The organism is Actinomadura sp. 1N219, from assembly GCF_044326405.1.
GTDB lineage: Bacteria > Actinomycetota > Actinomycetes > Streptosporangiales > Streptosporangiaceae > Spirillospora.
Genome location: NZ_JBIRAY010000014.1, coordinates 122,171 through 135,348, shown reverse-complemented (window position 1 = coordinate 135,348; position 13,178 = coordinate 122,171). Strand labels below are relative to the sequence as shown.

At 73.7% G+C, this 13,178-nt stretch carries 14 protein-coding genes; 12 read left to right on the top strand and 2 right to left on the bottom strand.

All coding sequences use genetic code 11. The features are described from left to right. The first annotated feature begins 15 nt into the window (after positions 1-15). The 8 genes from ACH35V_RS34425 to ACH35V_RS34390 are packed head-to-tail and all read left to right on the top strand — an operon-like array spanning position 16 to position 7,204. Positions 16-1,587 carry an AMP-binding protein gene (locus ACH35V_RS34425; protein ID WP_395979041.1) on the top strand — a complete coding sequence of 524 codons (1,572 nt, stop codon included), beginning with the start codon at positions 16-18 and terminating at the stop codon, positions 1,585-1,587. Beyond that, positions 1,584-2,096, top strand: coding sequence for a MaoC family dehydratase N-terminal domain-containing protein (locus ACH35V_RS34420; RefSeq protein ID WP_395979040.1), 513 nt, complete (start codon positions 1,584-1,586; stop codon positions 2,094-2,096). Before ACH35V_RS34425 ends, ACH35V_RS34420 begins: the two co-directional genes overlap by 4 nt. Then, the gene (locus tag ACH35V_RS34415; protein ID WP_395979039.1) at positions 2,093-2,533 is read left to right on the top strand and encodes a MaoC family dehydratase N-terminal domain-containing protein; all 441 of its coding nucleotides are present in this window, start codon (positions 2,093-2,095) and stop codon (positions 2,531-2,533) included. The genes ACH35V_RS34420 and ACH35V_RS34415 overlap by 4 nt, the downstream gene beginning before the upstream one ends. Continuing rightward, positions 2,530-3,528: a thiamine pyrophosphate-dependent dehydrogenase E1 component subunit alpha gene (locus ACH35V_RS34410; RefSeq protein ID WP_395979038.1), complete on the top strand. Its 999-nt coding sequence runs from the start codon at positions 2,530-2,532 to the stop codon at positions 3,526-3,528. Before ACH35V_RS34415 ends, ACH35V_RS34410 begins: the two co-directional genes overlap by 4 nt. After that, the gene (locus tag ACH35V_RS34405; protein WP_395979037.1) at positions 3,525-4,514 is read left to right on the top strand and encodes an alpha-ketoacid dehydrogenase subunit beta; all 990 of its coding nucleotides are present in this window, start codon (positions 3,525-3,527) and stop codon (positions 4,512-4,514) included. The genes ACH35V_RS34410 and ACH35V_RS34405 overlap by 4 nt, the downstream gene beginning before the upstream one ends. Beyond that, on the top strand, positions 4,511-4,765 hold the full coding sequence (locus ACH35V_RS34400; protein WP_395979036.1) for a biotin/lipoyl-containing protein: 255 nt from the start codon (positions 4,511-4,513) through the stop codon (positions 4,763-4,765). Before ACH35V_RS34405 ends, ACH35V_RS34400 begins: the two co-directional genes overlap by 4 nt. Then, on the top strand, positions 4,762-6,162 hold the full coding sequence (locus ACH35V_RS34395; RefSeq protein ID WP_395979035.1) for an MmgE/PrpD family protein: 1,401 nt from the start codon (positions 4,762-4,764) through the stop codon (positions 6,160-6,162). The genes ACH35V_RS34400 and ACH35V_RS34395 overlap by 4 nt, the downstream gene beginning before the upstream one ends. A 7-nt stretch (positions 6,163-6,169) precedes the next feature. Beyond that, the gene (locus tag ACH35V_RS34390; protein ID WP_395979034.1) at positions 6,170-7,204 is read left to right on the top strand and encodes a zinc-binding dehydrogenase; all 1,035 of its coding nucleotides are present in this window, start codon (positions 6,170-6,172) and stop codon (positions 7,202-7,204) included. Positions 7,205-7,234: 30 nt separating this feature from the next. Here ACH35V_RS34390 and ACH35V_RS34385 read toward each other — a convergent pair whose 3' ends face one another. Then, positions 7,235-7,657, bottom strand: coding sequence for a DUF3592 domain-containing protein (locus ACH35V_RS34385; protein ID WP_395979033.1), 423 nt, complete (start codon positions 7,655-7,657; stop codon positions 7,235-7,237). Positions 7,658-7,669: 12 nt separating this feature from the next. Beyond that, positions 7,670-9,235 carry a carboxylesterase/lipase family protein gene (locus ACH35V_RS34380; protein WP_395979032.1) on the bottom strand — a complete coding sequence of 522 codons (1,566 nt, stop codon included), beginning with the start codon at positions 9,233-9,235 and terminating at the stop codon, positions 7,670-7,672. Between the two features lie 171 nt (positions 9,236-9,406). Between ACH35V_RS34380 and ACH35V_RS34375 the strand changes: the two genes are divergently transcribed. The 4 genes from ACH35V_RS34375 (at position 9,407) to ACH35V_RS34360 (ending at position 13,159) form a co-directional block, all read left to right on the top strand. Beyond that, positions 9,407-10,576, top strand: coding sequence for a sensor histidine kinase (locus ACH35V_RS34375; protein WP_395979031.1), 1,170 nt, complete (start codon positions 9,407-9,409; stop codon positions 10,574-10,576). Continuing rightward, the gene (locus ACH35V_RS34370) at positions 10,573-11,253 is read left to right on the top strand and encodes a response regulator (RefSeq protein WP_395979030.1); all 681 of its coding nucleotides are present in this window, start codon (positions 10,573-10,575) and stop codon (positions 11,251-11,253) included. The genes ACH35V_RS34375 and ACH35V_RS34370 overlap by 4 nt, the downstream gene beginning before the upstream one ends. A gap of 125 nt (positions 11,254-11,378) precedes the next feature. Beyond that, a complete protein-coding gene (locus tag ACH35V_RS34365; protein WP_395979029.1) occupies positions 11,379-12,317 on the top strand; it encodes an ATP-binding cassette domain-containing protein in 939 nt (312 codons plus the stop codon). Continuing rightward, positions 12,314-13,159 carry a hypothetical protein gene (locus ACH35V_RS34360; protein ID WP_395979028.1) on the top strand — a complete coding sequence of 282 codons (846 nt, stop codon included), beginning with the start codon at positions 12,314-12,316 and terminating at the stop codon, positions 13,157-13,159. Before ACH35V_RS34365 ends, ACH35V_RS34360 begins: the two co-directional genes overlap by 4 nt. The last annotated feature ends 19 nt before the right edge of the window (positions 13,160-13,178 follow it).

Below are 13,178 nucleotides of genomic sequence, written 5' to 3'. Positions count from 1 at the left end.
GCGCCGGGAGCCGTCGTGGACCTGATCGGGAACCGCACCCTCGCCGACCTGCTGATCGAGCGGGCCGGCCGGCATCCGGACCGCGCCTGCCTCGTCGTGGAGGACCGGTCGGGCGCCGTCGCGGAATACACCTACCTGGAGACGCTGGACGCCGTCCGGCGGACGGCCGGCGGGTTCGCCGCCCTGGGGATCGGACGCGGCGACGCGGTCGTGATCCAGCTGCGCAACTGCGCGGAGTTCGTGTTCGCGTGGTTCGGGCTGGCGTGGCTCGGGGCCGTCATGGTGCCGTCCAACGTGGCGAATTCGGCGGCCGAGCTGACCTATCTGATCGAGCGTTCCGAGGCCGTGGGCGTCCTCACCGAGCCCGATCATCTTCCGATGTTCGCCGAGGTGCTGGCGGGCGCGCCGAAGGTCGGGCACCGGATCGTCGCGCGGGGGGACGGCGAGGGCTTCGTCCCGTTCGCGGACGTGGCGTCCGGCCCGCCCGCCGACCCCGCCAAGGGCGTGGACGCCGAGGACGTCGTGGAGATGCTGTTCACCTCGGGCACCACCGCCCGGCCCAAGGCGGTCATGATCACGCACGCGAACTGCCTGTGGGGCGGCGAGCGCGTCTCGCGCGGGGCCGCGCTGCACGGCGGCGACCGGCTGCTGACCGCGCTGCCGCTCTTCCACATCAACGCGCAGGAGATCACCGTCCTGGCGGCGCTGACGGTGGGCGGCACGGCCGTCCTGCTGGAGGAGTACCACGCCAGCGGCTTCTGGACGCGGGTGCGGCACCACGGCGCGACCTCGGTGAGCCTCGTCGCCATGCAGGTCCGGACGATGCTGGCGCAGCCTCCCTCGCCGGACGACGCCGTCCACCGCGTCCACCGCGCCGTCTACGCCATCAACGTCACCGACCAGGAGAAGGACGAGTTCGAGCGCCGCTTCGCCGTCGAGCTGATCAACGGCTACGGGCTGTCGGAGGGCGGCACGGTCGTCACGATGTCGCCGGTGTTCGGGGACCGGCGGTGGCCGTCCATCGGGCTGCCCAACTTCGACCGCCGGATCCGGATCGTGGACGAGGACGGACGCGACGTCCCGGCGGGCGCGGTCGGGGAGATCCTCGTGTCCGGGGTGCCCGGCCGGACGCTGATGAAGGGCTACTTCAAGGACCCGGAGGCCACCGCCGCGACGGTCCGGGACGGCTGGCTGCACACCGGCGACCACGGCTACCTGGACGAGCAGGGCTACGTGTACTTCTTCGACCGGAAGAAGGACGTCATCAAGCGCGCGGGCGAGAACGTCTCCGCGAGCGAGGTGGAGTTCGCGCTGCTGGCGCATCCGTCGATCGCCGAGGCGGCGGTCGTCGCCGGGCACGACCCGGTGCGGGACGAGGAGGTCGTCGCGTTCGTCGTCCCCCGCTCGGCCGGTGAGGCGCCGTCCCGCCACGAGATCACCGAGCACTGCCGGACGCGTCTCGCGAGCTTCAAGGTGCCCACGCGCATTCATGTCGTCGCCGAGCTGCCGAAGACCTCGATCGGCAAGGTGGAGAAGAAGGTGCTGCGGCGGCGACTCTCCGAGCCGATCCCGGGAGGTGAGCGGTGAGCGCGCTGGACGAGGTGTGCGAGCGCGTGCGGAAGCAGGTCGGGACGGTCGTCCGCGACAGCCTCGGACGCGTCTCCGCGACGGAGTTCCAGCGGTTCGCGATCGCCGCGGGCGAGACCGACCCGGTGTACTTCGACGACGACGCGGCCCAGGCCGCCGGGCTTCCCGGCGCCGTCGCGCCGCCGCTGTTCCTCAGCAGCGTGCTCGGCTGGGGCGCGGGCCCGTCCGACGGCGAGCTGGGCGCGGACGGCACCGGCGACGAGACGGCCGGGCTGCCGCTGGCCGGGCTGCGGCTGATGGGCGCCGGCCAGGACCTCGACTTCCACAACCCGGTGCATGACGGCGTGCGCGTCGTCCGGGAGACGTCGGTCGAGGACGTGGCGCTCAAGGACGGCCGCTCCGGCCCGTTCCTGGTCATCACGAGGCTTCGCAGGTTCCTGGACGAGTCGGGCACTCCCCTGCTGACCTGCCGGGACAACCTCATCGCCCGTCCGGAGGCGAGCGAATGACTCCCCGGACCTTCGAGGACGTCGCGGTCGGCATGGCGCTCGATCCGGTGACGGTACGTCCGACCGCGACGCAGCTGTTCCGGTTCAGCGCGGCGACCTGGAACGCGCACCGCATCCACTACGACGCCCGGTACGCGGCGGCGGAGGGGTACCCGGACGTGCTCGTCCAGTCCCATCTGCACGGCTGCTTCCTGCTGCGGACCGCGCTCGGCTGGGCGGGCCCGGCGGCGCGGCTGCGCTCGTTCGGCTGGCGCAACCGCGGCATCGCCGTCCCCGGCGACACGCTGACCTGCACCGGCGTGGTCACCGTCTGCCGGGTGGACGAGTCAGGCGCAGGGATCGTCGAGTGCGCCCTGGAGGAACGCAAGGACGACGGGACGCTCTGCGCCCCTGGAACCGCCGTCCTGGAACTCCCGAGAAAGGACGTCCGAGCATGACCGTCCAGCAGGAGGACACCGATATCGCCGCCGCGCGGCGGCTGTATCGGACGATGGCGCGGATCCGGCAGTTCGAGGTCGCCGCGTCCCGGCTGATGGCGACGGGTCGGCTGCCCGGGACGCTGCACGTCTCGATCGGGCAGGAGGCGGTCGCGGCCGGGGTCTGCGACGTCCTGCGCCGCGACGACCACATCACGACCACGCACCGGGGCCACGGCCACTGCCTCGCCAAGGGCGGCGAGCCGAAGGCGATGATGGCGGAGCTGCTCGGCCGCGAGACCGGGTACTGCGGCGGCCGGTCGGGGTCGATGCACATCGCCGATCCGTCCGCCGGGATCCTCGGCGCGAACGCGATCGTCGGGGCGGGCATCCCGATCGCGCTCGGCGGCGCGTTCGCGGCGGCGCGGCAGGGCCGGAAGGGCGTCGCGGTGGCGTTCTTCGGTGAGGGCGCGGTCGCGCAGGGCGTCTTCCACGAGTCGCTGAACCTCGCCGCGCTGTGGAAGCTGCCCATCGTGTTCGTGTGCGAGAACAACCAGTACGTCGAGCTGACGCCGGTCTCCGTGCACCTGGCCGCGAAACACGTCGCGGACCATGCCGCCCCCTACGGCATCCCGGGCGCGCGGGTGGACGGCAACGACGTGATGGCCGTCCGGCGGGCGGCCGGGGAGGCGGTCGAGCGGGCGCGGGCGGGCGGCGGCCCGTCCCTGCTGGAGTGCCTGACCTACCGCTGGCACGGCCATTTCGAGGGAGATCCGCAGCGGTACCGCGACGCCGCGGAGGTCGCGGAGTGGAAGGCGGCGGATCCGCTGAAACGCCTGGCGGAGACCGTCTCCGGCGACCCGGCCGAAGCCGCCGAGTTCACGGCCATCGAGGACGGCGCCCGGCAGGAGATGGCGGACGCCGTCGCCGCCGCCGAGGCCGATCCCGTCGCATCGCCCGAGTCGATCACCGCGCACGTCTATCGCCGTCCGGTACGCGGAGGTGCCTTCGGATGAGCACGGTGAAGTACTGGCAGGCGGTCAATTCCGCGCTGCACGAGGAGCTGGAGCGGGACGACTCCGTCCACCTGTTCGGCGAGGACGTCGGCGTGCCCGGCGGGCCGTTCGCGGCGACGCGCGGGCTGCGGGACCGGTTCGGCGAGTGGCGGGTCCGCGACACCCCGATCAGCGAGTCGACGTTCACCGGCATGGCGGTCGGCGCGGCGATGGCGGGGCTGCGTCCGGTCGCGGAGGTCATGTACTTCGACTTCATCACCCTGGCCATGGACCAGCTCGTCAACCAGGCCGCCAAGATGTCGTACATGTCGGACGGCGCGTTCGCGGTGCCGCTGACGATCCGGACGCTCTGCGGCGGCCATCGCGGCTCGGGCCCGCAGCACTCGCAGAGCCTGGAGGGCTGGCTCGCCGCCGTCCCCGGGCTGAAGGTCGTCTGGGGCGGCACGCCCGCCGACGCGAAGGGGCTGCTCAAGGCCGCGATCCGGGACGACGACCCGGTGATCGTCATCGAGAGCCTGAGCCTGTGGACGCGGCGCGGCGAGGTCCCCGACGACCCCGATCACCTGGTCCCGATCGGCGCCGGGCTGATCCGCCGCCCAGGTGACGACGTGACGCTCGTGTGCTGGGGCGACACGATGCCGTCCGCCATGGAGGCCGCCGAGTCGCTCGCCACGCGCGGCGTCGGCGCGGAAGTGCTCGACTTGCGGACGCTGAGCCCCCTGGACGAGGCGCTGATCCTGCGGTCGCTGGCCAAGACGGGGCGGCTCGTCGTCGTCCAGGACGCGCAGGGCCCGTGCAGCGTCGGCTCGGAGGTCATCCGCCTGGCCGCAACGGACGGCTTCGCGTCCCTGCGCGCCCCGGCCGCCCAGGTGCGCCCGCCGTTCGCGCCGGTCCCGTTCGCCCCGGACCTGGAACGCGCCTACTACCCGGGGCCGGACGACGTCGTGTCGGCGGCCCTCGGCACGATCGAAGGGAAGCGTGCATGACGGACGTCGTGGTGCCGAAGTGGGGCGCGACCATGGACGAGGCGACGATCGTCCAATGGCGGAAGGGCGTCGGCGACCGGGTCGCCGAGGACGAGCCGATCGCCGAGATGGAGACCGACAAGGCGACCGCCGAGATCGTCAGCCCGGCCGCCGGGACGGTCGTCGAACTGCTCGTGGCCCAGGACGCCGACGTCGTCGTGGGCCAGGTCATCGCCAGGATCGACACCGCCGGAGAAGGAGCGGCGCCGTGAAGGGGACACTTGCCGAACGGATCGCGGAGTTCACCGCTGGCCTCGACCTGTCCGCCGTCCCGGCCGACGTCGTGGAGAAGGCGAAGGTCACGCTGCTGCACGACCTCGGCGTCGGCCTCGCCGGGCACCGTCTCGCCGGGACCGGCTTCGCGTTCGCCAAGGAGCACGGCGCCTGCGACCCGTCGCGCGGCGCGCGGCTCCCGGTCGACGGGACGCCCGTGACCGTCGAGTCGTGCGCGCTGGCGACCGGGGCGCTCATCCACGCGCGGACGCAGGACGACACCCAGGTCTCGGTGTCCGTCCACCTGGGATCCACGACGCTGCCCGCTCTGCTCGCCCTCGCGGACCGCGCCGACCTGCACGGACGCGACCTGCTGACCGCGATGATCGCCGGGTACGAGGCCGCGTCCGCCATCGCGGAGGGGCGGGCCGGGCCGTCCACCGCCCGCGGGTTCCGCGCGACCAGCGTCTACGGGCCGCTCGCGGCGGCGGCCGCGTCCGCCCGGCTGCTGGGCCTCGACGCCGGGCGGACGGTGTCCGCGCTGGGTCTCGCGGCGGCGTTCGGCGGCGGGACGAACCAGACGTGGCTCGCCGGCACCCAGGAGTGGCGCTACCAGGTCGGCGCCGCGAGCCGCAACGGCATGGTCGCGGCGCTGCTCGCCGCGCGCGGCGTCACCGGCGCGCCGGACGCGCTCGACGGAAACGCCGGGCACCTGCGGGCCTTCTCCGGAATCGAGGACGCGCCGGAGGCGGAGCGGCTCGGCGACGATTGGCGGATCCGCCGCGTCACCTACAAGCCGTACCCGGTCTGCGCGATCAACCAGGTCCCGGTCACCGTGCTGACCGGGCTGGCGCGCCGCCACGGCATCAAGGCGGACGACGTCGCGTCCGTCACCGCCGAGCTGTCGCCGGACGACGCCGCCTACCCCGGCATCGACGCCCAGGGCCCGTTCCGCGACGTGGGCGGCACCCTGATGAGCCTGCCGTACTGTCTGGCCGTGGCCCTCCGCGACGGCGGCATCGAGCTGGACGACCTGACCGGCTTCGGCGACCCCGCCCTGATGGACCTGACCCGCCGGATCACGGTGGCCGCCGCGGGCGACGTCCCGCAGGGCGGCTGCCGGATCACCGTGACCACCCGCGACGACGGGACGCGCACCGGCGAGTTCGCCCCCGACGAGACCACGTTCAACTGGGACCGGGACGAGACCGCCGCCCGGCTGCGCGCCATGGTCGCCGAGACGCCGCTGCCGCCCGCGCGGCTGGACGCGTTCATCGCGATCGTCCTCGACCTCGACCGCCGCCCGGTCCGCGACCTGGTCGGCGCCACCATCGCCGACCCCGCCGACCCCGCCGACCCCGCCGATCCCGCCGATCCCGCCGATCCGAAGGAGTGATCAACAGATGCGAGCCACCCTCATCTACGGCCGGGGCGACGTCCGCGTCGAGGACGTGCCCGACCCCGTCCTGGCGGCGCCGACGGACGCGATCGTCCGGGTGACCCGCGCCTGCGTCTGCGGCAGCGACCTGCACCGGTACCGCGGCATGGAGCCCGTGGCCGAGGGCCTCCGCATCGGCCACGAGTTCATGGGCGTCGTCGAGGACGCGGGCGCCGACGTCCGTTCGGTGAAGCGAGGCGACGTCGTGCTCGTCCCCTTCCTCTGGACGGACAACAGCTGCGACTTCTGCCGGGACGGCCTGCACGGCTCCTGCCGCAACGGCGGGCGCTGGGCGATGAACGGCCTGGACGGCGGGCAGGGCGAGGCGGCCCGCGTCCCGCAGGCGGACGGCACGCTGATCAAGCTGCCGGTCGGCGCCGACGACCCGGTGATCCCCTCGGTGATGGCGCTGTCGGACGTCCTTCCCACCGGCCACCACGCGGCCGTCACCGCCGCGGTCGGGAAGGGGTCGACCGTGGCCGTCATCGGGGACGGCGCGGTCGGGCTGAGCGCGGTGCTGTCGGCCGCGCGGCTGGGCGCCGAGCGGATCGTCCTGCTGGGCCGCCACCGCGCCCGCACCGACCTCGGCCGCCGGTTCGGCGCGACCGACGTGGTGCCGGAGCGGGGCGCGGAGGCCGTGGCCGCCGTCCGGGACCTGACCGGCGGCGACGGCGCGCCCCACGTGCTGGAATGCGTCGGAAACGCGGCGGCGTTCGAGACGGCGCTGGGCGTCGTCCGCGACGGCGGCACGATCAGCCGGGTGGGCGTCCCGCAGTACGCCGAGGCGCGGCTCGACTTCGACGTCTTCATGCGCAACATCACCATCACCGGCGGCGTCGCCCCCGCGCGCCGGTACATCCCGGAACTGCTGACCGAGGTGCTCGACGGCACGATCGCGCCGGGCGCGATGTTCGACCTGTCGGTGGGCCTGGACGACGTGCCCGCCGGGTTCCGGGCGATGAACGACCGCGAGGCGCTCAAGGTCCTCGTCCGTCCCTGACCGCTCGGAGCCGGCGGTGGGCTGCGGCGGTCAGCTCGTGAGGAGCGTGCCGATCAGGCCCGCGACGGCGATTCCGACCAGGACGAGAGAAGCGCCGAAGAAGAACCTTTCCATCTCGCCGGTGTCGCGTCCCGCGACGTGGATCCTGGCCGGGTCGGACGGATCGGACGGGTCGTACAGCACGGTCACCGTCGTCCCGACCTCGGGTCCGAGCGACTTGGTGAAGTTGCCGGACTCGCCCCGGACCGGCCGCCCGTCCGCGTCCGCGAACTCCACGACGGGCGCATACCGGGTGGGCGCCGGGCCGGTGCCGCGCTCATGCTTGCGGTGCCCCACCACTTGCCCTTTCGCATTCGGCAGGCCGCGCAGTTTCGTGCGCGTCGCGCGCAGCCTGCCGTTCGCGAAGGCCGCGATTCCCAACGTGATGATCAGGCCGAGCACCGCCGGCGCCATGCGTCCCTCCGGTCAGGTGATGGCGCGCCAGAATCGGCAATTGTGTTCGGCGGCCAGGTCGATCGAGCGGGTTCGTTCGGCAGTGAATTGCAGGGTCGTGCCGTCCTTGTACGATGCCCAGCCGCTGCCCGGAGTTCCCGTCTTCGCGAACTGGGTCCAGTGTCCGATCAGCTTCGTCGAAAGCTCTTTCTGCGGGCCTGTGGTGGGCGGCGGCTGGAACGGGGTGGTGAAGAAGTAGGGCATGTCCACACCGTGTGCGGCGCCGTAGGGGAAGTCGCTGGGACGGCCGTCAGGCTCAGCGAATTCGTAGAGGTACACGGGTGCTCGCCGGGCCAGTGCGTCCGCGGCGGGCAGTTGAGCGCAGGCGCCGAGCATCCCGCCGTAGTCGGTGAGCAACGTCGCCAGGGCCAGACTCGGGGACGGGTATTCGTCGTGCGGATACTGGCCGAGAATCGCCTTGGCCTTCGCGGGGCCGAACATGTCCCGCAGGATCTGCGGATAGTCTTCGGCGGTGACGGGATTCCCGGTGCGGTCGTAGGTGGCGGCGACGGCGGGCCGCATCTCGTCCTTGGTGCCGCCGTGGAGCAGCGGGACGCGGGCCGCGACGCCGAGGCGCATCGCGTCCGGCGGCTGGAGCGGAAGTGCGGGCGTGCCCGCGACGGGCAGCCACGGCATCTCGGCGACCTCGCGGTGGACGGTGAACACCTTCTCCTGCCCGATGCCGGTGAGCCGCTCGAACGGTAGGCGGCGCAGGCACCGCGCCGCGTCCGCCGCGACGCCGCAGCCCAGGTCGCGCGCGGTGGACACGGCACGCCGCCGCGCCACCGGACGGGACAGCACGTCATTGCCGCACGGGCCGCTCTGCGCGATGACCTTGTGGAACAGGCCGCGTGCGCCGGGCGCGGCGAGCTGCGCGCACACGCTGTGCGCCCCGGCCGACTGGCCCCAGAGCGTCACGTTTCCGGGGTCTCCGCCGAACGCGGCGATGTTGCGCCGCACCCAGCGCAGCGCGGCCTGCTGGTCGGCGAACCCGAAGTTCCCGGCCTGGGGGTCCGGCAAGGACGGGTGATCGAGGAAGCCGAGCGCGCCGAGCCGGTAGTTCACCGTCACGGACACGACCTGCCCCTGCGCCGTGACCCTGGACGGGTCGTAGGTGGCGCCGGAGCCGTTGACGAACCCGCCGCCGTGCAGGAAGACCATCACGGGGAGCCGTCCGGCCGCCCCTGCCGCGACGGGAGTCTGCACGTTGAGGGACAGGCAGTCTTCGCTGCCGATGACCTGGCGCTCCCCCTCGTCCCCTCCCCCGAGCTGCGGGCAGACGGGTCCGGGACGGGTGGCGTCGCGAACCCCCTGCCAGGGCTCGGCCGGACGCGGCGCCCGCCAGCGCAGATCGTCCACGGGCGGGGCGGCGTACGGGACACCGAGGAAACTGCGGTGATCGGCGGCCACGGTGCCGCGCACGGCACCGTCCGCGGTCCGCACGACGGCGCCGTCCACCTTCGCGTCGGCGACGGCGAACACCGCGCCGGACGCCGCAACGGCGGCCAGCCCTGTGGCGACCACGAGCAGCCGCCGCATCGGCCTCGAACTCTGAATTCTGCTTCTCGGATTCATCGCTTCGAGCATGTCGGGCTCCGCGTTTCGGACGCGTCCGCCCTGCCGCGCCATCGCGCGTACGCGAGATCGCGTCCACGGCATACGCCGAGACGGTGACGCCCGCGTCCGATCCCGCCCGGTATCGTCGCGACGGTGATCGGTGCGGAGCGCCGCCGGCCCGGCTGGGCGGCCGAGGGCTGGGTGTGCCTCCCGTTCCTCGCAGCCGTGCTGATCGCGACCGGCCCCGCCGCGGAACTCCAGCCGGGCTCGGCCCGCTCCCCCGACGCCGCCGGCTACGCGATGGCGACGGCAGCGGCGCTGGTGCTCGCGCTGCGGCGCCGTCCGGGCGTCGTCCTGGCGGTCAACACGGCATTCGTCGCGACCTACCTGGCGGCCGGGTACCCGTTCGGCCCGGTGATGCTGACGGTGCCCATGGCCGTGTACGGGGTCGCCGACCGGTTTCCGCTGCCGCGCGCCGCGCTGATGGCCGCCGCCGACCTCGGGGTGCTGATCGTCAGCCTGTTCGCCAAGCGGGTCCGGGACGCGGCGAGCGTGCCCGAAGGATCGGGCTACTACCCGATGTCCAGGGACGCGGTCGTCTGGGGCGCGATCATCGCGGTCGCGCTGGCGGCCGGGGCGCTGTCCCGCGTCCGGCGGCAGGCCGCCGCCGGGGTGCACGCCGAGCAGGCCCGCCGCGTCGCCTCGGAGGAGCGGCTGCGGATGGCGCAGGACCTGCACGACTCGATCGGGCACGGGCTCGCGGCCATCGCGATGCAGGCGGGCGTGGCGCTGCACGTCCTCGACCGTGATCTTGAGGAGGCCAGGGAGTCGATGCAGGCGGTGCGGGCCACCAGCCGCGAGGCGCTGGAGAACCTGCGGGCCCAGCTCGACGGGCTCCGCGACGACGCGGCGGCCGCCGCCCGCGCCCCGGCCCCCGGCCTGGACGACCTCGACCGGCTGACCGAGCGCGTCCGGGCGGGCGGGGTGACCGTCCACACCGACATCGCGCCGGACCTGACCGGCCTGCCCACCGCCGTCGACGCCGTCGCCTACCGCATCCTTCAGGAGTCGCTGACGAACGTCCTGCGGCACGCGGGCGCGGTGCCGGTGCGGATCCGGATCCGGCGGGACGGCGAAGCGCTGCTGCTCGACGTCACCAACCCCCGCGCCGCCGACCCGTCCGCCCCGCCCGGAAACGGCCTGGGCATCCGCGGCATCCGCGGGCAGGCCGAGACACTCGGCGGCACCCTCACCGCGGGCCCCCGCCCGGACGGCGGCTTCGGCGTCCAGGCCCGGCTCCCGCTGGACGGGGACCGCCGATGAGCGGCACGATCCGCGTCGTCGTCATCGACGACCAGGCGCTGATCCGGGTCGGCGTGCGCACGCTGCTGCGCGGTGAACCCGGCGCCGAGCTCGTCGGCGAGGCCGCCGACGGGCGCGCCGGCCTGGAGGTCATCCGCGCCCGCAGGCCGGACGTCGTGCTGATGGACATCCGGATGCCCGGCCTGGACGGCCTGGCCGCGCTGCGCGAGATCACCGCCGATCCCGCCCTCGCGGAGGTCAGGGTGGTCATGCTCACCACGTTCGGCCTGGACGAGTACGTGTTCGAGGCGCTGCGGCACGGCGCGAGCGGGTTCGTCCTCAAGGACGCCGAGCCCGCGGAACTGCTGCGCGCGATCCGGGTCGTCACCGAGGGCGGCTCGCTGCTGTCGCCGTCGATCACCCGCAGCGTCATCGCCCAGTTCGCCCGCCGCGGCCCCGGCATGTCGCCGCACCCCGGCATCAAGCACCTGACCGAACGGGAACGCGAGGTGGTCTCCTGGGTGACCACCGGAATGTCCAACGACGAGATCGCGGACCGGTTGACGATCAGCACCGAGACCGTCCGGACGCACGTCGGCCGGGCCCTGGCGAAACTCGGCGCCCGTGACCGCGCCCAGCTGGTGGTGTTCGCGATGCTGTCCGGCCTCGTCCCGCCGGTCCGCCCACCCGGCCTGTAGCTCGCGGCCGCCCCGCGCGAACGGACGGTGGACGGACGGTGGACGGACGTACGCGGCTCGGCGTACGCGCGGTGCCGCCCCCAGGAGGACGACCCGCCCCCGACCGTCCCGCGACGATCGGACGCATGAGCGAATCCACCGGGACCGCCGTCCAGCCGGATGCGGGAGTGGCCGTCCGCACCCACAGCCTGACGAAGCGCTACGGCGAGCACCTCGCCGTCGACGCGGTGGACCTCACGGTGCGGCGCGGCGAGGTGTACGGCTTCCTCGGCCCCAACGGGGCAGGGAAGACGACCACCCTGCGCATGATCGTCGGGCTGGTCCGGCCGAGCTCCGGCTCGGCCACCGTGCTCGGGCATCGCGCCGGGACACCACCGGCGAACCGCGGCGTCGGCGCGCTCATCGAGAGCCCGGGTTTCTACCCGTACCTCAACGGCCGCGACAACCTGCGCGTGCTCGCCCGCTACCGCCGCCTAGGCGAAGACGACGTAGGACGCGCCCTGGAACGAACCGACCTCACCGCCCGCGCCGGCGACCCGTTCAAGACCTACTCGCTCGGCATGAAGCAGCGGCTGGGCGTGGCCGCGGCGCTGCTCGGCGAGCCCAGCCTGCTGATCCTCGACGAGCCGACCAACGGCCTCGACCCCGCGGGCATGGACGACATGCGCCGCCTGCTCACCGACCTCGCCTCAGCGGGCCACACGGTGCTGCTATCCAGCCACATGCTGAGCGAGGTGCAGGAGATCTGCGACCGCGTCGGTGTGATCGACAAGGGGCGGCTGGTCGCGGAGTCGACCGTCCGCGAGCTGCGCGGGGCGGGGCGCCTGCGCGTCCGCGCCGACCCGATCGACACGGCGCTGTCAGTGACCGCGCGGCTCGCCGGCGACGCCGAGCCCACCGTCGAGGACGGCGCCCTCTACCTGCGCATCGACCCGGGCCGCGCGGCCGAGGTCACCCGGGCCCTGGTCACGGCGGGCGTCGACGTCCACGAGATCCGTCCGGTCGAACGCTCCCTGGAAGAGGTGTTCTTCGAGATGACGACAGGTAAGGAGGACCGACGATGACCGCCCTGACCGCCGGAACCCGCGCCGAACTACTCCGCCTGCGCCGGTGGCCGGCCGTGTGGACGCTGGCCGGCGCCTGGCTCCTGCTGAACGTCACCTTCAGCTACGTCTTCCCCTACCTCTCGTACCGCAACGGCGGCGGCTTCGCCAACGACGGCGCCGACCCGCGGAAGCTGCTCGCGGACGTCATGCCGGACGGCGTCCCGGTCGCCGTCGTCGCGGGCATGCCGATGTTCGGCGGCGCGATGGCGTTCGCCCTGGGCGCCCTCGCCGCGGGCAGCGGCTACGCCTGGGGCACCTGGAAGGCCGCGTTCACCCAGGGCCCCGCCCGCCTGACCGTCCTGGCCGGCACCCTCAACGCCCTCGCCGGCATCGCCGTCGCCGTGGTGCTCACGACCTTCGCCGTCGATCTGGGCCTGGCGTCCGCGCTCGCCGCCGCCGAAGGACGCGACCTCGCGTTCCCCGCCCTCGGCCACCTGGCCCGCGCGCTCGGCGGCGGCGTCCTGATCCTCGCCGTGTGGACGGCGGCGGGCCTCGCGGTCGGCACCCTGTCCCGCAACCCGGCCCTCGGCGTCGCCCTCGGCCTGGTGTGGACCCTCGCCGTGGAGAACCTGCTGCGCGCCGTCTCGTCCCTGCTGGACTGGCTGCGTCCGGTGACCGACGTCCTTCCCGGCACCGCCGCGGGCTCGACCGCCGCGTCCCTCGGCGCCGAACCCGTGTCATCGGGCGGCGCCCCCGGCGTGGTCGACAACCTCGCCGGCGCCCCCGCCACCGCCGTCCTGATCGCCTATTTCCTGGTCTTCGTCGCCATCACGGCCGCCCTGATCCGCCGCGACGTCTGACCCGCCGGGGCCTCGGCAG